The 21,704-nt window shown below is 70.2% G+C and carries 19 protein-coding genes and 1 tRNA gene; 4 read left to right on the forward strand and 16 right to left on the reverse strand.

Going from position 1 to position 21,704, the window contains the following annotated elements:
* Window positions 1–11 precede the first annotated feature (11 nt).
* The gene (locus tag U5640_RS28725) at window positions 12–1,022 is read right to left on the reverse strand and encodes a sugar ABC transporter permease (protein WP_340385390.1); all 1,011 of its coding nucleotides are present in this window, start codon (window positions 1,020–1,022) and stop codon (window positions 12–14) included.
* Between the two features lie 5 nt (window positions 1,023–1,027).
* A complete protein-coding gene (locus tag U5640_RS28730) occupies window positions 1,028–2,356 on the reverse strand; it encodes an extracellular solute-binding protein (RefSeq protein WP_340378850.1) in 1,329 nt (442 codons plus the stop codon).
* A gap of 348 nt (window positions 2,357–2,704) precedes the next feature.
* On the opposite strand from U5640_RS28730, the gene U5640_RS28735 reads away from it, so the two are divergent.
* Entirely contained in the window at window positions 2,705–3,760 is a 1,056-nt protein-coding gene (locus U5640_RS28735) for a LacI family DNA-binding transcriptional regulator (protein ID WP_340378851.1), read from the forward strand.
* A gap of 315 nt (window positions 3,761–4,075) precedes the next feature.
* Here the strand turns inward: U5640_RS28735 and U5640_RS28740 are convergent, their stop codons facing one another.
* The 5 genes from U5640_RS28740 to U5640_RS28760 form a co-directional block, all read right to left on the reverse strand.
* Window positions 4,076–4,591: a GNAT family N-acetyltransferase gene (locus U5640_RS28740; protein ID WP_340385392.1), complete on the reverse strand. Its 516-nt coding sequence runs from the start codon at window positions 4,589–4,591 to the stop codon at window positions 4,076–4,078.
* An 85-nt stretch (window positions 4,592–4,676) separates the two neighbouring features.
* Window positions 4,677–4,749: transfer RNA gene (locus U5640_RS28745), tRNA-His, on the reverse strand.
* A 116-nt stretch (window positions 4,750–4,865) separates the two neighbouring features.
* The gene (orn, locus tag U5640_RS28750) at window positions 4,866–5,468 is read right to left on the reverse strand and encodes an oligoribonuclease (RefSeq protein ID WP_340378854.1); all 603 of its coding nucleotides are present in this window, start codon (window positions 5,466–5,468) and stop codon (window positions 4,866–4,868) included.
* A gap of 144 nt (window positions 5,469–5,612) precedes the next feature.
* Window positions 5,613–6,830 (reverse strand): helix-turn-helix domain-containing protein, encoded by a 1,218-nt coding sequence (locus U5640_RS28755; protein WP_067243942.1) that lies wholly within the window; start codon window positions 6,828–6,830, stop codon window positions 5,613–5,615.
* 377 nt (window positions 6,831–7,207) lie between these two features.
* Window positions 7,208–7,570: a hypothetical protein gene (locus U5640_RS28760; RefSeq protein WP_340378856.1), complete on the reverse strand. Its 363-nt coding sequence runs from the start codon at window positions 7,568–7,570 to the stop codon at window positions 7,208–7,210.
* A 343-nt stretch (window positions 7,571–7,913) separates the two neighbouring features.
* Here U5640_RS28760 and U5640_RS28765 point away from each other — a divergent pair, with 343 nt between their 5' ends.
* Window positions 7,914–8,441, forward strand: coding sequence for a universal stress protein (locus U5640_RS28765; protein ID WP_340378858.1), 528 nt, complete (start codon window positions 7,914–7,916; stop codon window positions 8,439–8,441).
* A gap of 152 nt (window positions 8,442–8,593) precedes the next feature.
* Window positions 8,594–9,157: a GPR1/FUN34/YaaH family transporter gene (locus U5640_RS28770; RefSeq protein WP_340378860.1), complete on the forward strand. Its 564-nt coding sequence runs from the start codon at window positions 8,594–8,596 to the stop codon at window positions 9,155–9,157.
* 103 nt (window positions 9,158–9,260) lie between these two features.
* On the opposite strand, the gene glmS is transcribed toward U5640_RS28770, so the two are convergent.
* Both glmS and U5640_RS28780 read right to left on the reverse strand, forming a co-directional pair.
* Window positions 9,261–11,078 (reverse strand): glutamine--fructose-6-phosphate transaminase (isomerizing), encoded by a 1,818-nt coding sequence (gene glmS / locus U5640_RS28775; protein WP_340378861.1) that lies wholly within the window; start codon window positions 11,076–11,078, stop codon window positions 9,261–9,263.
* 37 nt (window positions 11,079–11,115) lie between these two features.
* Window positions 11,116–11,373, reverse strand: a complete 258-nt coding sequence (locus U5640_RS28780; RefSeq protein ID WP_055632282.1) for a hypothetical protein — start codon at window positions 11,371–11,373, stop codon at window positions 11,116–11,118.
* Window positions 11,374–11,559: 186 nt separating this feature from the next.
* Here U5640_RS28780 and U5640_RS28785 point away from each other — a divergent pair, with 186 nt between their 5' ends.
* The gene (locus tag U5640_RS28785; protein ID WP_340378863.1) at window positions 11,560–13,122 is read left to right on the forward strand and encodes a metallophosphoesterase family protein; all 1,563 of its coding nucleotides are present in this window, start codon (window positions 11,560–11,562) and stop codon (window positions 13,120–13,122) included.
* A gap of 32 nt (window positions 13,123–13,154) precedes the next feature.
* Here U5640_RS28785 and U5640_RS28790 read toward each other — a convergent pair whose 3' ends face one another.
* The 7 genes from U5640_RS28790 to U5640_RS28820 all read right to left on the reverse strand — a co-directional run bounded on the left by U5640_RS28790 (window position 13,155) and on the right by U5640_RS28820 (window position 21,699).
* A complete protein-coding gene (locus tag U5640_RS28790) occupies window positions 13,155–14,072 on the reverse strand; it encodes a DUF4429 domain-containing protein (RefSeq protein WP_340378865.1) in 918 nt (305 codons plus the stop codon).
* Window positions 14,073–14,110: 38 nt separating this feature from the next.
* The gene (locus U5640_RS28795; protein ID WP_340378866.1) at window positions 14,111–15,880 is read right to left on the reverse strand and encodes an IucA/IucC family siderophore biosynthesis protein; all 1,770 of its coding nucleotides are present in this window, start codon (window positions 15,878–15,880) and stop codon (window positions 14,111–14,113) included.
* On the reverse strand, window positions 15,877–16,410 hold the full coding sequence (locus U5640_RS28800) for a GNAT family N-acetyltransferase (RefSeq protein WP_340378868.1): 534 nt from the start codon (window positions 16,408–16,410) through the stop codon (window positions 15,877–15,879). Before U5640_RS28800 ends, U5640_RS28795 begins: the two co-directional genes overlap by 4 nt.
* Window positions 16,407–17,696 carry a lysine N(6)-hydroxylase/L-ornithine N(5)-oxygenase family protein gene (locus tag U5640_RS28805; protein ID WP_340378870.1) on the reverse strand — a complete coding sequence of 430 codons (1,290 nt, stop codon included), beginning with the start codon at window positions 17,694–17,696 and terminating at the stop codon, window positions 16,407–16,409. Before U5640_RS28805 ends, U5640_RS28800 begins: the two co-directional genes overlap by 4 nt.
* Window positions 17,680–19,122: a lysine decarboxylase DesA gene (gene desA / locus U5640_RS28810; protein ID WP_340378872.1), complete on the reverse strand. Its 1,443-nt coding sequence runs from the start codon at window positions 19,120–19,122 to the stop codon at window positions 17,680–17,682. The genes U5640_RS28805 and desA overlap by 17 nt, the downstream gene beginning before the upstream one ends.
* Before the next feature lie 178 nt (window positions 19,123–19,300).
* On the reverse strand, window positions 19,301–20,350 hold the full coding sequence (locus tag U5640_RS28815; RefSeq protein ID WP_340378874.1) for an ABC transporter substrate-binding protein: 1,050 nt from the start codon (window positions 20,348–20,350) through the stop codon (window positions 19,301–19,303).
* Between the two features lie 188 nt (window positions 20,351–20,538).
* The gene (locus tag U5640_RS28820) at window positions 20,539–21,699 is read right to left on the reverse strand and encodes an acyl-CoA dehydrogenase family protein (RefSeq protein WP_340378876.1); all 1,161 of its coding nucleotides are present in this window, start codon (window positions 21,697–21,699) and stop codon (window positions 20,539–20,541) included.
* Between the last annotated feature and the right edge of the window lie 5 nt (window positions 21,700–21,704).

The following is a 21,704-nucleotide window of genomic DNA, read 5'->3' on the forward strand; positions in this document are numbered from 1 at the left end:
GGCCGGTCCTCCTAACTACTGGCGCGCAGCCGGCGCGAGATGACGTAGTTGACGATGCCGACGACGATCAGGATCAGGAACATCGTCCAGGCGATCGCCGAGGCACGGCCCAGGTGCTGGTTGACCCAGCCCTGCTCGTACAGATACAGACCGAGCGTCTGGAACTGGTGCTCCGCGCCGCCCGAGGCGCCCTTGTTGGCGTCGAACAGCAGCGGCTCACCGAAGACCTGACTGGCGCCGATCGTGGAGACGACGACCGTGAACAGGATCGTCGGCCGCAGCGACGGCAGCGTCACATGGAAGAACTGCTGCCAGCGGTTCGCGCCGTCCAGGGCCGCCGACTCGTACAGATCCTGCGGGATCGCCTGCATCGCGGCCAGGTAGATCAGCGCGTTGTAGCCGGTCCAGCGCCAGATGATGATCGAGGAGACCGCGATCTGCGAGGGCCACTTGTCGTTCTGCCAGTCGATCGCGTCGATTCCGACGAAGTGCAGCCCCCAGTTGATCATGCCGTAGTCGCGGCCGAAGAGCAGCACGAAGACGAGGGACGCGGCGGCGATCGAGGTGGCGTACGGGGCGAGCATCGCGACCCGGTAGAAGGTCGAGGCGCGCAGCCGGTAGTTGAGGATGTGCGCGAGGCCCATCGCCATCAGCAGCTGCGGGACCGTCGAGATGATGCCGATGGTCAGGGTGTTCTTCGCCGCGTTCCAGAAGAACTCGTCGTCGAAGATCCGGGTGTAGTTGCGCAGCCCCACCCAGGTCATGTCGGTGGGGGCGGTCATCTCCACCTGGTGCAGCGACGCCCAGCCCGTGTAGACCAGCGGGAACAGGCCGAAGGCGAGGAACAGCAGGAAGAACGGCGAGACGAAGGCGTACGGGGACCAGCGGATGTCCCGCTGCCAGCGGCGCGAGAGCCGGTCCCGGCGCCGCCGCTCGGCTTCCGTGGCCTCCGCGGGCACGCGGCCCGGGGCCGCGCCCCCCTCCTTCGCGGGGGGCGCGGCGGTGTCGTGGCGGGTGGCCATACGGGTCACTTGTCCAGGTTGTTGTCGATGGTCTTGGTGGCCGTCTCCCAGGCCTCCTTCGCCGACTTGCCCTTCGTCACGAGGAACACGCCGTTGTCGCTCAGGCCCTGCTGGATGATCTGGTCCTTCGGGCCGATCACCTGGACCGGGGTGGTCTTGGCGGCCTCGGCGAAGATCGTGCCGATCGGCGAGTCACCGGTCATCTCGTTCTTGGCGCCGGTCACCTCGGGGGAGGTGTACGTGCTCGGCGCGCTCGGGAAGTTGCCCTGCACCTTGAACAGCTTCGTCTGCTGCTCGGGCGCGGTCAGCCAGGTGATGAGCGCCTCGGCCTCCTTCACGTGCTTGCCGCTCTTCGGCACGGCCAGGAAGGAACCGCCCCAGTTGGCGGACTTGGGCGCGACGGCCACGTCCCACTTGCCGGCGTCCTCCGGCTTGGCCTTGCCCTTGATGGTGCCGAGCATCCACGGCGGGCAGGCGATGGTGGCGAACTTGCTGTTCGCGATCGTCTGCTCCCAGGTCGGCTGGAACTGGGTCTGGGACTGGACGAGTCCCTCCTCGGCGGCCTTCGCCGTCAGATCGAAGGCGGCCTTCACGGCCGGGTTCGACTTGTAAATGATGTTGCCGGAGGAGTCGTAGAACTTCTCCTTCTCGCTGCCCAGGATCGCGTTGATCAGACCGCCGGGGGAGTCCATGAAGAAGGTGCCCGCCTTGGCCTTCTTCTTGTACTGCTCGCCGGCCTGGACGAACTTGTTCCAGTCGCCCGCCCACAGCTTGCCGACCTCCGCGCGGTCGGTGGGCAGGCCGGCCGCCTGGTACAGGTCCTTGCGGTAGCAGATGGCCATCGGACCGACGTCGGTGCCGAGCCCGATCGTCGAGCCGTCCTTGGCGGTGGCCTGGGCCCACTTCCAGTCGAGCCAGTTGCTCTTGTCCACGCCGGAGATCTTGGAGACGTCCACGAACTTGGCCGCCTGGGTGGCCACGACCTCGGCGATGTTGCCGACTTCGATGGCCTGGACGTCCATCAGGCCGCTGTTGGTGGTGAGGTGGTTGACGAGCGCCGGGTAGTAGTTCTCGTTGCGCTCGGTGACGTTCTCCTCGATCTTGATGTTCGGGTGGAGCTTCTCGTACTCGGCGTAGAGGCCGGCCTCCTTGAAGCCGAACGTGCCGAACAGACCCAGAGTGATCGTGGTCTTGCCCTTGCCGCCGCCGGACGACGAACCGTCGGTTGCGTCGTCGCCGCCGTCGTCGGCACAGCCGGCCAGCAGCCCGGCGCCCAGCGACGCGACCGCCGCGAGGACTACCGCCCGGCGGGCGGTTCGGGTACGTGCGCGCATTGCGTCCTCCTGTTGCCCTGACGTGCCGACCCCCCGGCCAACTGCATTGTTGGGCCCGTTGTTTCTCGCTGCGGCTCGGGCGGGGAACGTGCGGGATGTGTATGTGTCAGGTACCGTGGGAGCGCTCCCACAAGTGATGTGTTGAAGAGTCGTCGGTTCGGGCGGGGGTGTCAAGGGTGGGAACACGGAGAGGTGCGTTCAGTTATCCGGCTGTTAGGTAACCCCGGCGAGTGATGCACATATGGTCCAGTTCGGTGCATAACCGACCGATGGGCTCCGGACGGGCCGAGTGGTCGGGACTGTTAGATTCCAGGCCAGCGTGATGACGACGGCGGGAAGGCGGAGCCCATGGCAAGCCACGGAGTGCGGGGCCGCAGCGGTGGCAGGCCCACCCTCGAAGAGGTGGCCGCCCGGGCCGGCGTGGGCCGCGGCACGGTCTCCCGGGTGATCAACGGGTCGCCCCGGGTCAGTGACGCGACCCGGGCGGCGGTGGAGGCGGCGGTCGCGGAACTCGGCTACGTCCCCAACACGGCCGCCCGCGCCCTCGCCGCGAACCGCACGGACGCGATCGCGCTCGTCGTGCCCGAGCCGGAGACCCGCTTCTTCACCGAGCCGTACTTCTCGGACATGCTGCGCGGTGTGGGTGCCGAACTCGCCGACACCGAGATGCAGTTGCTGCTGATCTTCGCGGGCAGCGACCGGGAGCGCCAGCGCCTGGCCCAGTACCTCGCGGCGCACCGGGTGGACGGCGTCCTGCTGGTCTCGGTCCACGCCGACGACCCGCTCCCGGACCTGCTGGCCCAGCTGGAGATCCCGGCCGTGATCAGCGGCCCGAGGTCCGCCGGGGAGACGCTGCCCTCCGTGGACTCCGACAACTACGGCGGCGGCCGCTCGGCCGTGGAGCACCTGCTGTCCCGGGGCCGGACCCGGATCGCCCACATCACCGGCCGCCTCGACGTGTACGGCGCCCAGCGCCGCCTCGACGGCTACCGCGACGCCCTGCGCGACGCGGGGTACGCGGCGGACGCGGGGCTCGTCGAGCACGGTGACTTCACCGAGGAGGGCGGGCACCGGGCCATGGCCGCGCTGCTCTCCCGCCACCCGTCGCTGGACGCGGTGTTCGCCGGCTCGGACGTGATGGCGGCGGGCGCCCGCCAGGCCCTGCGGGAGGCGGGCCGCCGTATCCCCGAGGACGTGGCGCTGGTCGGGTACGACGACTCGGCCATCGCCCGCCACATGGACCCGCCCCTGACGAGCGTGCGCCAGCCGATCGAGGAGATGGGGCGGCGCATGCTGGACCTCCTCCTGACGGAGATCGCGGACCGCCGCCCGGCGGCCTCCCGCGGCCTGGAACGCCGCCAGGTGGTCCTGGCGACCGACCTGGTGGGACGGGCCTCGTCCTAGTGCCGTGACCGGAAAGGTTCACCGGCTCGCGACGCCCGGCACGGCACCTCGCCGCGTTGTCGCATCACCCGAGTACATCCCGTACGCGGGCGACGCTCTGCCTTGCGATGCACCGCACCGGACGCCGCGAGCTTCCCGGCAAACCTTCCCGGTCACGGCACCAGCCGCGTCGCCCCGCGGCGCCCCGCGTGCCCACGTCGCCTCTCGGCCGCCCCGAGCGGGGTGTGGTGCGTGCGGCTGCGGGGCGGAGGGAGGAGTCGGGTACCGGCGACAACGCCGCAGACGTGCCGCGCCACGCCCCGCCAACGGGACCCCCTAGTCCGCCCGCTCCGGCGGAGGCGCGTCGAGACGCCAGACGGTCTCGCCGTCCTGCTCCTCCTCGGTGGGGGAGAGGCCGGCCGCGCGGGCCACGGCGGCCGAGGCGTGGTGGTCGGGGTGGACGTGGGCGGTGATCGTACGGACGCCCTGCTGCCGTAGCTGTCGTACGAGCCCCCGGGCCGCCTCGGAGGCGAGACCGCGGCCCTGCCAGGGGGTGCCGACCACCCAGGCGATCTCGGCGTGCTCCGTGCCGCCCAGCGTGGCCTGGACGGTGCCGACGAGGCACCCCTCCCCGGTGAGCCGCAGGACCCAGTTGTGCCAGGAGACGGCCGGGTCGGGGGAGCCGGCGACGAGACGCTCGTAGCGGGCGCGCAGGGCCTCGGGGGTGCTCGGGGTGCCGCCGATGAAGGTGTGCAGGGCGGGGTCGGCGAGGACGGCGGCCATCTCCGTGGCGTACGTCACCCGGAGGGGGAGGAGGGTGAGGCGGGGGGTGGAGATCGATGCGGTGCGGATGGCGGTCCCCCGTGCTCCCGGTGCTGCCTGGAAAACGCATCAGCCGGTGACCTCCCTCTCGGGAAGTCACCGGCTGATGACTCAGGGTGAGTGACGGGACTCGAACCCGCGGCATCCTGGACCACAACCAGGTGCTCTACCAGCTGAGCTACACCCACCACGACCGGCTGTTGACTTTGTGTCGTCTCCGACCGGCCGAGAAAAAGTGTACAGGGTCCGAAGGGGTGCTCGCGCACGGCTTTTCCCGGAACCGTCCGAGCGCCGCTTGCGGCGCCTACTGGGCGGGCAGCACGTGCTTCGCGGCGATCGTCCTCGCGGTGTCGGAGTCGGGTCCGGGCTGCGGTACGAAGACGGCCTCGCGGTAGTAGCGCAGTTCCGCGATCGACTCGCGGATGTCGGCGAGGGCGCGGTGGTTGCCGTTCTTCTCGGGGCTGTTGAAGTACGCCCTCGGGTACCAGCGGCGGGCCAGCTCCTTGACGGAGGAGACGTCGACGATCCGGTAGTGGAGGTACCCCTCCAGGGTCGCCATGTCACGGGCGAGGAAGCCGCGGTCGGTGCCGACGGAGTTGCCGCACAGCGGGGCCTTGCCGGGTTCCTTCACATGCTCGCGGACATAGGAGAGGACCTGGGCCTCGGCCTCGGCGAGGGTCGTGCCGCCGGCCAGCTCGTCCAGCAGCCCGGACGCGGTGTGCATCTGGCGCACCACCTCCGGCATCGTCTCCAGCGCCTTGGCCGGCGGCCGGATGACGATGTCCACCCCTTCGCCGAGGATGTTCAGCTCGGAGTCGGTGACGAGGGCGGCAACCTCGATGAGCGCGTCGTCGGACAGCGAGAGGCCGGTCATCTCGCAGTCGATCCACACCATGCGATCGTTCATGCGACCACCCTAAAGCGGAGGTCCGCTTTTGTGGCGCCCCCGTGCTGCGGCGGACCCGCACCGGGGACTCCGTGCCCGCCCGGAAGAAGAACGGGCAGGGGCGGTGGGGGCGACATCGTCGGCCCCACCGCCCCGCTCACGCTGCTACATCCCGCTCCGCTGCCCCGGCAGGCTCGCCCGCGACGTCGCGTACGCCTCGTGCGCGAGGCCGGACGCGGGGCCCAGCGCGCCCGAGGTCGCCGTGCGCCTGATCTGGGGCGGGACGGGGCCCGGGCCCTCCGGGTGGAGGGACGGGGGCGGACCCGCCGGTGACGGCGGTTCGGCCTCCAGTACCCGCTCGCCCTGCGGCCGGCGCGCCCGGTACGCCGCCCGGTAGGCGGCCGGGGACGAGCCGAGCTGGCGGCGGAAGTGGCCGCGCAGCGCCACCGGGGACCGGAAGCCGCAGCGGCCCGCGACCTCGTCCACCGAGTAGTCCGACGTCTCCAGCAGGCGCTGCGCCTGGAGCACCCGCTGGGTGATCAGCCACTGGAGCGGCGCGCTGCCGGTCAGCGACCGGAAGCGGCGGTCGAAGGTGCGGCGCGACATGTACGCCCGTGCGGCCAGCGTCTCCACGTCGAACTGCTCATGGAGGTGTTCCAGCGCCCAGGCGACGACCTCGGCGAGCGGGTCGGCGCCGATCTCCTCCGGTAAAGAACGGTCGAGGTAGCGCTCCTGGCCGCCCGACCGGCGCGGCGGGACCACCAGACGGCGGGCCAGTGCCCCGGCCGCCTCGTTGCCGTGGTCCGTCCGCACGATGTGGAGACAGAGATCGATGCCGGCGGCCGTGCCCGCCGACGTCAGGACGTCGCCGTCGTCCACGAAGAGTTCTCGTGGATCGACGTGCACCGACGGGTAGCGCTTGGCCAGCGTCGGTGCGTACATCCAGTGGGTGGTGGCCGGGCGGCCGTCCAGCAGACCCGCGGCGGCCAGCACGAACGCGCCGGTGCACAGGCCCACGATGCGGGCACCCTCTTCATGCGCCCGTCGCAGCGCGTCGAGCGCGTCCTCCGGTGGCGGAGAAGTGATCGAACGCCAGGCCGGCACGACGACCGTGCCCGCCCGCGAGATCGCTTCCAGGCCATGCGGTGCGGTCAGTTCCAGGCCCCCTGTGGTCCGCAGTGGGCCTTCCTCGCCGCCGCACACCAGAAGGCGGTATCGCGGCACGCCGGCGTCCTGGCGGTCAATCCCGAACACCGACAGCGGAATGGAACTTTCGAAAATGGGGCCGCCGCTGAACAGCAGCACCGCGACGATCTCCTTGCGGCGTCGCCCGGAAAGTTTCCGGGCCGCGGCTTCCGGCGCGGCAGTGGAGTCGTGGCTCATCCTGCTAAGCCCCCCTCGGTGGTCGCGGCTCCTCGGTTGTGTCGCTCCTGCACGTTTCCCCTCGGTCCTGCACGAGTCCCCCGCCGTAGACAGTCAAGATCGAATCTACTGTGTCGCGCGACGCCGGAGTGGCCAGTTCGGCACCCGGCGGATTGTCGACTTGGCAACTTGGCGTGAAGCATTCGATCACGAAGCGTTGCACTCGGGGAGCGTGCAGGGAAGTGCGCCTCGTCGTAGTGGCCAATCCCCGTAGGGTGCGCAGGGCTCCCGAGGGGTTATACGCGCAGGTGGCACGGGGGGTGGGGGGTGGTTACGGCAAGAGATGCGCAGGGGGCGGAAGTTGGCTGAAAAGCACCGGTCCTGTGCGTGAAAACCGGTCAACCGGCCGGTGAGTTTCCCCCGGAGTGACGACCGCCACGGTGGGACCCCGTTCCGGTGCGCTGACGGCGCCCCCGGTGGTGCGCCTGCGGCGCGTGTTCCGTGGTCCGGGCGCCCCGCGCATCCTCCTCCTCGGCGAGCAGCCGGGCCGCGCCGCGCTCGGACTGCCTCAGCAGCAGCCGGCAGACGGCCGTGACGGCGGCGAGGCCCAGCGCGGTCGCGGTGGCGCCGGCGAGGGAGGTGCCGTACCAGAGGAGGACCACCGGGACGAGGGCGCAGGAGAAGGCCGCCCAGCGGATGAGGTCGGTGGTCGCGCGCTCGCCGCCGGGGCGGGGGGTGGACGGCGGGCGCGAGGGGTGCATGGAGCGGGTCTCTCCCTGGGGCGGCGGGTAGGGTGCGGCCGGGGCGACTCCCGGCGCACGGTGCTCAACGCCGGCGGGGCCGGTCGGTCACTCCACGGCCCCCTCCGGTCGGCCACGGGTAAGTGAATCCTGTGCAAACCGCCTGTACGGGGCAGCAACCATTGCGTTACGGGCGCCCCCTCGTGCATGCTCCCTGGAACCCCCACCGAGGGTGCTCGGGGTCTGGGCGGAGGAAGAGTGGCGCCGTACCCTTGGGGGTATGGGGTGGGGAAGACGATTCCCGGACACAGCTCCGACGCTCCAGCCGTCCAACCCATACAAGGATCGATACGCCGAGACAGCCATGGCCGGTCACGAATTCTTCGAACCCGCGGACCGCAAGCGGCCCGTCGCCGACCCCACGGCGGCCGAGCCCCTGGCGGCGGAAGAGGCACGCCCCACCTGCGATCCCGCCTTCAAGCACGGCGTGGTCGTCGGCTTCGACGGCTCCACCTCCAGTGAGCGCGCCCTCGCGTACGCCATCGGCATGGCCCACCGCTCCCGCGCGGGCCTGATCATCGTCCATGTCGCCAACCGGCTGCCCACGACCGTGTGGGCGGGCTGCGAGCCGCCGGTCTTCGTCGATGTGCCCGACCACCGCACCGAGGTGCTCGGCCTGGAGCTGGCCTGTGCGGACTACCTCGCCGAGGTGCCGTGGATCCTGGTCGAGCGCGGCGGTGACATCTGCCACGAACTCGAAGAGGTGGGCCGGGAGTACGAGGCGGACGCGATCGTCGTGGGCTCCACGCACGGCATCGTGGGCCGGATCTTCGGCTCCGTCGCCGGACGCCTCGCCAAGCGGGCGAAGCGGCCGGTCGTCGTCATCCCGTAGCCCTCTCCAGGCCCTTCCGCAACTCCCCTGCTCCCCCTTCGTACGGTGTGCGCGCGCCCCCCGGATTCCCCTGCCCCCGCAGGTGTTTGTGCCCTTGTGAAGGGCATATATCGGTCACCGCGCATCGCACAACCGCATGAAGGGAGCCCGCCGTGGACAATGATGTCTCCGCGGGAAGCAGCACCACGATCGTCGGCCGACTCGCCCTGGGCATCACCCTGTTGGCGTTCGGACTCGGGAACACCGACCTGCTCGACGGCGTGACGGCGGCGGACGCCGTGACCATCGCTCACTACATCGGCGGCGTCGCCCTGTTCGTCGCCGGTCTGCTGGCCCTGCGCGACCGCGACACGGCGGGCGGCACGGCCTTCACCGCTCTCGGCGCGTTCTGGTTCACCTGGGCCGTCTCCGCGGGCTCCCAGGCCTCCGACAACGCCGCCGGGCTCTTCCTGCTCCTGTTCGCCCTCGTCGTGCTCTCCCTGGCCGCGGCGGGCGGGGACCAACTCACCCGGGGGACCTACGGGTTGTTCCTGGTGGCGCTGGTGCTGATGGCCGTCGCCGCGTTCGCCGGCAACGACTCGCTCACCAAGGTGGGCGGTTGGTTCGCCGTCGCCGCGGGAGCGGTCGCCTGGTACGCCGCCACGGCGGCGATGGCCCACTGGCCCACCGCGCTCCCGCGACGGGCTGCCGGCCGCGGTGTGACGGCCGCCGGCTGAAACGGCAGCCGATGCCGGGGAGTTCGGGCAGCCCCCCGGCCGACCGGGCGGACCCCCGCGACCGACGACGTCGCGCGGGGTCCGTTCCCGTTCTCGCCGACGGCTACTCGACCGTGACCGACTTCGCCAGGTTGCGCGGCTTGTCGATGTCCCGGTCCAGGGCCTTCGCCGTGTAGTAGGCGAGGAGCTGGAGCGGGATGCCCATCAGAATGGGGTCGAGCTCGTCCTCGTTCTTCGGCACGACGATCGTCTGGTCGGCCTTCTCCTGGTGGTCGTGGGCCACCGCGAGGATCCTGCCGCTGCGGGCTTTGATCTCCTCCAGGGCCGCGCGGTTCTTCTCCAGCAGGTCGTCGTTCGGGACGATCGCGACCGTCGGCAGGGCCGGCTCGATCAGGGCGAGCGGGCCGTGCTTGAGCTCGGAGGCCGGGTACGCCTCCGCGTGGATGTAGGAGACCTCCTTGAGCTTCAGGGAGGCCTCACGGGCCACCGGGTAGCCCCGGACGCGGCCGATGAAGAGCATCGAGCGGGCCTCGGCGAACTCGTCGGCCAGCTTCTTGATCTCGTCCTCGTGGGAGAGGATCTCCGCGATCTGCCCCGGCAGCTTGCGCAGGCCCTCGATGATCCGCTTGCCGTCGCGGACCGAGAGGTCGCGGGTGCGGCCGAGGTGCAGGGCGAGGAGGGCGAAGGCCACCGTGGTGTTGGTGAAGCACTTGGTGGAGACCACGCAGACCTCCGGGCCGGCGTGCACGTAGACGCCGCCGTCGGCCTCGCGGGCGATCGCCGAGCCGACCACGTTCACCACGCCGAGGACCCGCGCGCCCTTGCGCTTCAGCTCCTGCACGGCGGCGAGGACGTCGTACGTCTCACCGGACTGGGAGACGGCGATGTACAGGGTGTCGGGGTCGACGACCGCGTTGCGGTAGCGGAACTCGGACGCCGGCTCGGCGTCGGCGGGGATCCGGGCCAGCTCCTCGATCATCTGGGCGCCGATCATGCCCGCGTGGTACGAGGTGCCGCAGCCGAGGATCTTCACGCGGCGGATCTGCCGCGCCTCGCGGGCGTCCAGGTTGAGGCCGCCGAGGTGCACGGTGGAGAACCGGTCGTCGATGCGGCCGCGCAGCACGCGGTCCACGGCGTCGGCCTGCTCGTGGATCTCCTTGTGCATGTAGGTGTCGTGGCCGCCCATGTCGTAGGAGGCGGCCTCCCACTCCACGGTGGTGGGCTCGGCCGTGGTGCGGGTGCCCTCCGTGGTGTAGGTGCGGAAGTCGTCGGCCTTGAGGGTGGCCATCTCGCCGTCGTCCAGCGTGACGATCTGACGGGTGTGGGTGACCAGCGCGGCGATGTCCGAGGCGACGAACATCTCCTTCTCGCCGATGCCGAGGACGACCGGGGAGCCGTTGCGGGCGACGACGATCCGGTCCGAGAAGTCGGCGTGCATGACGGCGATGCCGTACGTGCCCTCGACGACCCGCAGGGCCTGGCGGACCTTCTCCTCCAGGGTCTCCGCCTGGGAGCGGGCGATGAGGTGGGTGAGGACCTCGGTGTCGGTCTCGGAGAGGAACTCGACGCCGTCCGCCTCCAGCTTGCGGCGCAGGTCGGAGGCGTTGTCGATGATGCCGTTGTGGACGACGGCGACCTTGTGGTCGGCCGACATGTGCGGGTGGGCGTTCACGTCGGAGGGGGCGCCGTGGGTGGCCCAGCGGGTGTGGGCGATGCCGGTGGTGCCCTTGAAGCGCGCCGGGACCTTGGCCTCCAGGTCGCGGACCCGGCCCTTGGCCTTGACCATCTTCAGACCGGCCGTCTTCGGCGTGGTCACGACGATGCCGGCCGAGTCGTAGCCGCGGTACTCCAGCCGCTGCAGGCCTTCCAGCAGCAGCGGGGCCACGTCACGCTTCCCGATGTATCCGACGATTCCGCACATGTAAGAGGTGTCCCCAAGCTTTCTGTGGTGGTTGCTGTCACCCGTAGACGATGCGCCGCAGCTGCCGTACGGACAGCTCCGGCGGCGCGACGGCCCGGTACTGCAGGTCCGCCGCGATCCGTTCGAAGATCTCCGCGTTCACCAGGCCGTCGGCCTGGAGCTCGCGGTGGCGGCGGCGGACGTAGTCCTCGGTCGTCTCGTCGAAGAAGGCGAGCACGTCCTGGATCACCCGCAGCGCCTCGCCCCGCTGGAGGGGCGTGGACCGCATCAGATGATCAACCAGTTCGTCGTGCACCCGGTAGATCCTGAGGTACCGGAGCGGGTTTCGCAAGAAATCTGCCCGATTTCGGGCAGGGCCCTGTTGAGAGGACTTGGGGGAACCTTGAATGTGTTATGAGCGCCTGTTCGCGAACCGTCCATTTGGCGTCTTGCGGTCCGTCGCCCGGGGCGACGACTTTCAGACGTCATGGACACTCCTCGCATGGGCGTACCCGACAGGCTCGCCGACCGCATGAGCATGGCCGAGCAGCACGAGTACCTGCGCGCACGATTCTCCCGGCGCACGATGATCAGGGGTGGCGCGGTCACCCTGGGCGCCGTCACCGGTGGCGCGTTCGTGACCGGGGCCACGGCCCAGGCCGCCGTTCCCACGCAGCCCCTGTCGCACACCGAGGAGGTCGACGGCTCGCTCGTCGCCCCCTTCGGCCGTCACCTCGCCTGGGGCAACGACCCCCGGACGGAGATCACCGTCTCCTGGCAGGTCCCGGTCGCCGTGAAGAAGCCCTTCATCCGCATCGGCGCCCACCCCTGGGACCTCTCCCGCAAGATCGAGGCCGAGGTGCGCACCCTCTACACCCCGGCCGGGGTCGGCGCGTCCGGCGACCACACCCAGTACTACCTGCACGCCGAGCTCACCCATCTGCGCCCCGGCCGGACGTACTGCTACGGCGTCGGCCACCAGGGCTTCGACCCGGCCGAGGCCCACCTGCTCGGCACCCTGGGCACCTTCACCACCGCCCCCGCCCACAAGGCGCCGTTCACCTTCACCGCCTTCGGCGACCAGGGTGTCAGCTACCACGCGCTGGCCAACGACAGCCTGATCCTCGGCCAGAACCCGGCCTTCCACCTGCACGCCGGTGACATCGCGTACGGCGACCCGGCCGGCCAGGGCAAGACCACCGACACCGGCTTCGACTCGCGCACCTGGGACCAGTTCCTCGCCCAGACCGAGTCCGTCGCCAAGTCCGTGCCGTGGATGGTGTCGTACGGCAACCACGACATGGAGGCCTGGTACTCGCCCAACGGCTACGGCGGCGAGGAAGCCCGCTGGAACCTCCCGGACAACGGCCCGGACCGCAAGAACCTCCCCGGCGTCTACTCCTTCGTCTACGGCAACACCGCGGTCATCTCGCTGGACCCCAACGACATCTCCTTCGAGATCCCGGCCAACCTCGGCATCTCCGGCGGCACCCAGACCACGTGGTTCGAGGGCCGGCTGAAGAAGTACCGGGCCGCCAAGGACATCGACTTCATCGTCGTCTTCTTCCACCACTGCGCGTACTGCACCTCCACCGCCCACGCCTCGGAGGGCGGTGTCCGCCAGGAGTGGGTGCCGCTGTTCGACAAGTACCAGGTGGACCTGGTCATCAACGGCCACAACCACCAGTACGAGCGCACCGACGTGATCAAGGGCAACACGGTCACCAAGAAGCTCCCGATCGGCGGCACGGCATACCCCGAGACCGAGGGTGTCGTCTACGTCACGGCGGGCGCCGCGGGCCGCAGCCTGTACGCGTTCACTGCCCCCGACTCCTACGAGGGCCACGTCAACGAGGTCGACTCGGTGGCGTCCTTCGTCAACACCAAGGACGGCAAGGTCAACGAGACCGTCGCCTGGTCCCGGGTCCGCTACCTGAACTACTCCTTCCTGCGCGTGGACGTCACCCCCGCCCCGAAGGGCCACTACACCACCCTGAAGGTCCAGGGCATCGCCGAGACCGGCGACCGCATCGACCACTTCACGGTGGCCCGCAGGGCCAAGTAGCACAGCGCAGCTCCAGGCGGTCCTCCCCGGCGTCACAAGCGCCTGAGGACCGCCTGCTTGGCCAGGGCGAACTCCTCGTCCGTCAGCACCCCGTCCCGGTGCAGCGCGCCCAGCTCACGCAGCCGGCGCAGCAACGCGTCGTGGTCGTCGTCGGCGGCCCGCGCGGCGGGGACCTCCGGCTCCGGGCCGGACGGCGCTGCGGCGGTCCGTACGGCGTCCCGTACCGCGGCGCCGGGGCCGGCGGGGACCGCGGCCGGATGCGGCAGCCGGGCCTGTACGGCCGCCGCGACCAGCGCCATCAGCGGGTCCTTCTTGAAGCCCCACAGCTCCACCGCGTTCGGGTCGTACTTGGGCGGTGCCTTCGTGGGCGCGTGGCGCACCGTGAACCGCAGATGCCCGTTCTCCAGGCCGACCGCCGGCTGCCACTCCACGCCCACGATGTCCTCGACCCGGATCACACGGGTCCCGGCGGCCGCCTTGGCGTCCTCCGTCTTCCAGTTCCACTCCAGCCGTACCCGCTCCCCGTCGAAGCTCGCGGTGCCGTCCCCGGCGGAGACGGACAGCGGCACGGCCGGGCCGGGCAGCAGGAACGCGGCCACCGGAGAGGTCGGCACCCGGTCCAGCAGCAGCGCGTGCCGCACCTCCTCCACGACGTACTCGGCGACCCCGTACCGGTCGGAGTCCACGAGCAGCTGATACGGGTCGTGCGGTTCGCCCAGCCGGCCGCCGGTGGCGTGCAGCAGGGGATCGGCGCCGTCCCGCAGGCGGAGCCTCAGCCGCCCGCTCCGCTTGCCCTGCTCGAACGAGATTCCCGCCAACGCCCCCAGCGGGACGACGAGTTCACCGAGCTCCTTGCGCAGCAGCCCGACGCCCTTGTCCCGGCCGGGCGTCAGCCGCAGCGCGTCGCCGTCGAAGACCCAGGTGCCGTCCTTCTGGAGGATTTCCGCCATGGGGTGATTCTGGCACCGGACCGTCGGGGCCGCCCCGATCAGAACCCTGCGACGGGATTCTGCAGGGTGCCGATCAGCTGGAGGGCGCCCGCGGGGTCGGACAGGTCCACCATCTGCCGGTTGTCGCGCAGCTGGAGCCGGTTGAGGCAGGACAGGGCGAACTCGGGGGCGAACATGTCGTACTGGCGGAACCGGTCGGCGAGTTCGGGGTTCGCCTCCTGGTAGGAGCGGGTGACCTCGGCGACCGTGCGCCAGAAGTCGTCCTCCTCCAGGATCCCCTCGGCGGCGAGGTTCGCGGCGAGGAAGCGGAAGAAGCAGTCGAAGACGTCCGTGAAGAGGGACAGCAGTTTCTGGTCCTCGGGCACGTCGACCCGGATGCGCCGCACCTCGGGCGGCAGCGCCGCGTCCGGGTCCAGCACCGCGATCTCCTCGGCGATGTCCTTGTAGATCGCCCGCTGCACGACCCCGTCCCGCAGCACGAGGACGGTGTTCTCGCCGTGCGGCATGAAGACCAGGTCGTAGGCGTAGAAGCTGTGCAGCAGCGGGGTGTAGTACGCCTGGAGGTAGTGGCGCAGCCACTCGGCGGGCGGGAGCCCCGACCGGGCGACGAGCGCTCCTGCCACCGAGTTCCCCTCATGGTCCACATGGATCAGGGCGGCCATGGTCGCGAGCGACTCGCCGTCGCGCAGGGAGGGCACCGGGCTCTCGCGCCACAGCGCGGCGAGCATCTTGCGGTACGGCGAGTAGCGGTCCGTCGCCGCCTCGTACTCCAGGTGCCGGTAGCCGACGGCCGCCCGCTCCCGGATGATCGACAGACCGGTCGACCTCAGCACCGGGTCGCGGTCGATGAGCCGCGCCAGCCAGTCGTTGATGGCCGGGGTCGCCTCCATGTACGCGGCGGAGAGTCCGCGCATGAAGCCCATGTTGAGGACGGACAGCGCCGTCTTCACGTAGTGCTTCTCGGGGTGCGAGGAGTTGAAGAAGGTCCGGATGGACTGCTGGGCCAGGTACGTGTCGTCGCCCTCGCCCAGGCAGACCAGGTTCCGGCGCGCGATCTCGGCGGCGAAGGTGACCGAGAGCTTGTTCCACCACTGCCAGGGGTGGACGGGGACGAGGAGGTAGTCGGCCGGGTCGAGGTGCTGCTCGCGCAGGATCGCGTCGAACCGCTCGACGGTCGCCGCGCCCAGCTCCTCGCGCAGGAAGCTCTCGTACTCGATGCCGGCGCCCGCCGTGAAGGCCGCCCGCGACCGGTGCGCGGCCAGCCACACCAGCCGGACCGGGCTCGCGGTCTCGGGGGCGTACGCCAGGTACTCGTGGACGCCGAAGCCGAGCCGTCCGTTGTTGGCGACGAAGCAGGGGTGGCCCTCGGTCATGCCGGTCTCGATGGCCTGGAAGCCGGCCTGGACGAGTTCCGCGGAGGTGACCTGGGGTTTGGTGAGCTTGTAGCAGGTGCCGGAGAGAGTGGAGGAGATCTCCTCCAGATAGACCGGCAGGATCTCGTCGCCGAGGCCGAGGGTCTTCTGCAGCTCGATGAAGAAGTCCAGCGCGGCGAGGGGGAGTTCGGCGCCGTCGCGGGTGCGGGTGATCGAGTCGGCGTCCACCTGCCAGTGGTCGAGGGCGCGGCGGACGGCGGTGAAGCGGTAGGACGTCAGACCGTCGTCGCTGCGGACGACGTACCGCCCGTCCCGCTCCTCGGGCGTGATCAGCCGCTCGTGCGCGAACTCCGCGAGGGCCTTGCGGACGAGCAGGCGGTTGGCCGTCTCCCAGCGCTCGGGGGAGAGGTGCGCCACGGCGTCGGAGAGGCTCACGCGGCCACCCCCGTCGCCGCCAGGAACCGCTCCCGGGTGCAGAAGCTCAGCAGCGCCCTTTTCTCCGGCTTCTCGATCTCGCGTGCGGCGACGAAGCCGACGGCCTCGTTCAGGGCGTGGACGGCCGTGTTGGCGACGTCCGGCTCGACGACGACCCGGGAGGTGGCCGGGTCCTCGAAGAGGTGCGTCATCACGGCGGTGATGACGGCGCGGGTGAAGCCGTGCACGGGCGTGTCGGTCGCCGGGGTGAGGAAGTGCATGCCGACGTCGCCCGGCAACGGCTCGTACAGACCGACCAGTTCACGGTGCACGGGGTCGTACTTCTCCATCAGGAAGACCGGGGTGCCGTCCTCGTCGAGGCCGAGCAGTGCGTGGTGGTGCGGGTCGGCGGCGATGTCCGTGTAGGCGCGCTCGACGTCCGCCGGTGTGGCGTCCTGCATCATCCAGTAGGCCGCTTTGGGGTGCGTCACCCAGGCGTGCAGCAGCTCGGCGTCCCGCGGCGGGTCGAGCGGGCGGAAGGTGAAGGTCATGCCGAGAACTCCTGGAACGCGATGGTCTTCTCGACCGGGTAGTACTCGCTGCCGAGCAGCTCACGGATGATGGTGCTGTTGCGGTACGGGCCCATGCCGAGGTCGGGGGACGTGATGGAGTGCGTGTGGACGCCGCCGTTCTGCAGGAACACGCCCCGGCCGGTGGTGTCCACGGCGTAGTTGCGGGCCACGTCGAAGCGGCCGTGCGCGTCGAAGCGGAGGCGGTCGCGGATCGGCGCCAGGAAGGCCGGCGGCTCGTAGTGGTAGCCGGTGGCCAGCACCAGGCCCTCGGTGGCGATCTCGTAGTCCTTGCCCTGCTCGTCCTGGCGGAAGCCGAGCCGGTACTCGCCGTCCTCCCAGCGGGCGCCGGTCAGGCTGGAGTTGGTGAGGAGGCGGGTGGGGACGGGCCGGTCGCCGTACTCGACGTCCTTCTGGTAGAGCAGATCGAAGATCGAGTCGATGAGGTCCGCGTTGATGCCCTTGAAGAGGCCCTTCTGCTGCTTCTCCAGCTGGTAGCGGGTCTCCTCGGGCAGCGCGCGGAAGTAGTCGATGTAGTCCGGGGACGTCATCTCCAGGGTCAGTTTGGTGTACTCCAGCGGGAAGAACCGCGGGGAGCGGGTGACCCAGTTGAGCCGGTAGCCGTGCACGTCGATCTCGGTGAGCAGGTCGTGGTAGATCTCGGCGGCGCTCTGCCCGCTGCCGACGATCGTGATGGACCTCTTCGTCCGGAGCTCGGCCCTGCGCCGCATGTACTCCGCGTTGTGGAAGAGCCCGCCGTCCAGGCCGCGGCAGACCTCCGGGACGTACGGGGTGGTGCCGGTGCCGAGGACCAGCCGGCGGGCGCGGTAGACCTCCCCGGCCGTGGTGCGCACGGCGTACACCGCCTCGCTCTCGTCGTACGTCACCTCGGCGACGGTCGTCGAGAAGCGCACGCTGCTCAGCTTGCCGGCGGCCCAGCGGCAGTAGTCGTCGTACTCGACGCGCAGCGGGTAGAAGTTCTCGCGGATGTAGAACTGGTAGAGCCGCCTCTTCTCCTTCAGGTAGTTGAGGAAGGTGTACGGCGAGGTCGGGTCGGCCAGGGTGACCAGGTCCGACATGAACGGCGTCTGCAGGTGGGCACCGTCGAGGAACATCCCGGCGTGCCACTCGAAGTCGGGCTTGGACTCCAGGAAGACGCCGTCGAGCGCGTCGATCGGCTCGGTGAGGCAGGCGAGGCCGAGGTTGAAGGGGCCGAGCCCGATCCCCACGAAGTCATGGGTGCGGCTGGCTTCAGCAAGCGCGGTCAAGGGACTCTCCCAGGTACTGCTCGGCGTGGCCGGCGATCAGGTCGAGGACGGCGGCGATGTCGGCCGCGGTCGTCTCGGGGTTGAGCAGGGTGAACTTGAGGTAGTGACGGCCCGCGACCTTGGTGCCCGCGACCACCGCGTCACCGGAGGCGAACAGGGCCTTGCGGGCGTGGAGGTTGGCGTGGTCGATCCGGGCCGGGTCGGTCACGGCCCGCGGGAGGTAGCGGAAGACCAGGGTGGACAGCGAGGGCCGCACGACGACGTCGAAGCGCGGGTCGGCGGCCAGCAGGGCCCAGCCCTCGGCGGCCAGGTCGCACACTTCGTCGAAGAGCTGTCCGACGCCGTCGGCGCCCATCGTGCGCAGGGTCATCCACAGCTTGAGCGCGTCGAACCGGCGCGTGGTCTGCAGGGACTTGTCCACCTGGTTGGGGATACGTTCCTGCACCATCCGGCGCGGGTTCAGGTACTCGGCGTGGTAGGTGGCGTGCCGCAGCGTGGCCGCGTCCCGGACCAGGACGGCGGACGAACTCACCGGCTGGAAGAAGGACTTGTGGTAGTCGACGGTGACGGAGTCGGCGCGTTCGATGCCGTCGATGCGGTGCCGGTACTTCAGGGAGGCGAGCAGCCCGCAGCCGTAGGCCGCGTCGACGTGCATCCAGGTGCCGTACTGCGCGCACAGCTCGGCGATCCCGGGCAGCGGGTCGATGGAGCCGAAGTCGGTGGTGCCGCCCGTGGCGACGACGGCCATGGGGACGAGACCGGCCTTCGTGCAGCGCTCCAGCTCGTGGGCGAGCGCGACCGTCTGCATCCGCTTGTCGTGGTCGACGGGGATCGACACGACCGCGTCCTCGCCCAGCCCCAGCAGTTTCGCGGACTTCTTCACGCTGAAGTGGCTGACCTCGGAGGCGAAGACGCGCAGTGTCGCGAGCGAGTCGCTCTTGGCCTCCTCCCGGGCGAGCAGCAGCGCCTGGAGGTTGGACTGCGTACCCCCGGAGGTGAACACCCCGTCCGCGGCCGGGCCGAGGCCGATGCGCCCGGTCGTCCAGTCGATCAGTTTCCGCTCGATGAGCGTGCCGCCCGCCGACTGGTCCCAGGTGTCCAGGGAGGAGTTGACGGCGGACAGGACGGCCTCGCCCAGCACGGCCGGGATGACCACCGGGCAGTTGAGGTGGGCGAGGTAGCGGGGGTGGTGGAAGTAGACCGCGTCGCGGAGGTAGACCTCCTCCAGCTCGTCGAGCACCGCCGCGGTGTCGTGCAGCGGCTGGTCGAGGTCGATGCCGTCGATGCGGGGGGCGAGGGCGTCGACCGTGACGCCGGTGAACGGACGGTCGGTGGCGGCGAGTTTGGCGGCCACCCGCTCGACTCCTTCGGTCACGGAGCGGCGGTACTGCTCCGTGGTGGTGTCGTTGAGCAGGTGCGAGCGCATGGGGAGCCTTCCGGGGGTGGGGACTGGTCCGCTGCGGGACGGGCCGAGGGGCGGAGCGCCGGGTTCAACTTAGGTTAGCCTAACCTAAGTCGCACTCCGAGGGCTCCGCCCCTCTTATGACGGTGATCACGTCACTCGCGCGCGGCGGTTCGCCTGGGGGCCGCGGGGACCCCGTTCCTCAGCTGACCTTCTTCGCCTTCTCCAGCGCCTCGGCGAGGTTCTCCAGGAGCGGCACGCACTTGTCGTACGACAGGATCGGCTCCGGCGACCGGGCGATGACCTGCCCCGCCTTCACCGCGGGTAGCTTCTTCCATGTGGCCTCGGTGATCGCCGAAGGCTGAAGCGCCGAGGTCCGGTCGTCCATCATGATGATGTCCGCCGCGTACTTGTCGACGTTCTCCCAGCTCAGCGACTCGTACCAGCCGCCGCCCTCCTTCTTCGCGCTCTCCGGCGGCTCCACGAAGTTCACGCCGAGCGCCTTGAAGTACTCCAGGTCGATCGAGAGGTCGGAACCGGAGACGTAGAACAGCTCGGCGCTGGCGGACCCGGCCATGACCTTGATGTCGGGCTTGGCCTTCGCCGCGGCGCGCAGCCGCGTCGCCGCCGCCTCGAACCGCTTCTTCGCGTCGGTCGCCTTCGCCGCGGTCATGTCCGCGCCGAGCGAGGCGGCCAGCTCCCACATCCGCTCCAGCGGAGCGGTGAGCTGACGGTCGTACACGGAGATGCCGACGCTCGGCGCGAGCTTGGCGATCTTGTCCTTGGAGGCCTCGGGGACGTACCAGAGCGTGCCGGCGTCGTCGAACATCGTGGAGATGAGGACGTCGGGCGCGAGGGCGGCGTACTTCTCCACGTTGAACTCGTCCCAGACGTTGCCGAGGATCGTCACCTTGGAGAGGTCCATGTCGCCGGCCTGGACGTCGGCCTTGCCGTCGGTGGTCTTCGTCGGGCCGAACACGCCCTTGACCTGGATGCCGTAGTCGTACAGGGCGGCGCCGACGCCGGTGAACGCGACGATGTCCGCCGGTGTGCTGTCGAGCTTCACGGTGGTGCCGCGGTCGTCCTTGAACGTCCAGGGGCCGGACTTGGCGGAGGAGCCCGCCGAGGAGTCCGGGCCACCGCTCTTCGCGTCGTCGTCCCCGCAGGCCGCGAGCACGGCACCGAGGCCGAGGGCGCCACCGGCGGCGAGGATGCCGCGGCGGGTGGGGTGGTTGGCTCTGGCGTTGGGCATGGGAGTGGCTGCTTTCGGACGTGCGGATCACCGCCGGACAAGTTCGAAGGTAGGTTAGCCTAACCTCAGAACCTGTCCAGGGCGGGGGTGAGGTGATCCCGATGCCGGGGGTTGTCCGGGCACGCTCCCGATCCGTCAACTTGCCGGGAATGGCGGCAAGCTGACGGTGTGTAAGGGGTGACTTCCGGTCAGCCGGCGAGCCCCAGCTCACGGGCGATCAGCATCCGCTGCACCTCGCTGGTGCCCTCCCCGATCTCCAGGATCTTGGAGTCGCGCCACATCCGGGCCACCGGATACTCGTTCATGAACCCGTATCCGCCGTGCACCTGCGTGGCGTCCCGGGCGTTGTCCACGGCGACCGTCGACGAGTACAGCTTCGCCAGCGCAGCCTCCTTCTTGAACGGCTCGCCCGCCACCAGCCGCGAGGCCGCGTCCCGCCACGCCAGCCGGGCCGTGTGCGCCTTCATCTCCATGTCGGCGATCTTGAACTGGATGGCCTGGTTGGCGCCGATCGGCCGCCCGAACGCCTGCCGCTCCCGGGCGTACTTCACCGACTCGTCCACACAACCCTGCGCCAGCCCGGTGGCCAGCGCGGCGATCGCGATCCGGCCCTCGTCCAGGATCCGCAGGAACTGCGCGTACCCGCGCCCCTCCTCGCCCAGCAGGTTCGCCGCCGGCACCCGCACGTCGGAGAAGGACAGCTCCCGGGTGTCGGAGGCGTTCCAGCCGACCTTGGAGTAGGGCTGGGCCACCGTGAAGCCCGGGGTGTCCGACGGGACGATGATCGCGGAGATCAGCGGCCGGCCGTCCGGCTTGCGGCCGGTGACCGCCGTGACCGTCACCAACCCGGTGATGTCCGTCCCCGAGTTGGTGATGAAGCACTTGGTGCCGTTGATGACCCATTCGTCCGTCTCCGGGTCGAGGCGGGCCGTCGTCCGGGTCGCCCCCGCGTCGCTGCCGCCGTCGGGCTCGGTCAGCCCGAACGCGCCCAGGATCTCGCCCGAGCACAGCCGCGGCAGCCACTGGCGCTTCTGCTCCTCGGTACCGAACAGATGGAGCGGCATCGCGCCCAGCGAGACACCCGCCTCCAGGGTGATCGCGACGGACGAGTCGACCCGCGCCAGCTCCTCCAGGGCGATGCCGAGCGCCAGGTAGTCCCCGCCCATCCCGCCGTGCTCCTCGGGGAACGGCAGTCCGAACAGGCCCATGCGGCCCATCTCGCGGACGATCTCGTAGGGGAACTCGTGCCGCTCGTAGAAGTCGCCGATCTTCGGCGCCACCACGTCGTGCGCGAACTCCTCGACCGTACGGCGGAGTTCCTCCAGCTCGGGGCTGAGACGGTGGTCCATGCTGA

The organism is Streptomyces sp. SS7 (genome assembly GCF_037993025.1).
In the GTDB taxonomy this organism is placed as follows: domain Bacteria; phylum Actinomycetota; class Actinomycetes; order Streptomycetales; family Streptomycetaceae; genus Streptomyces.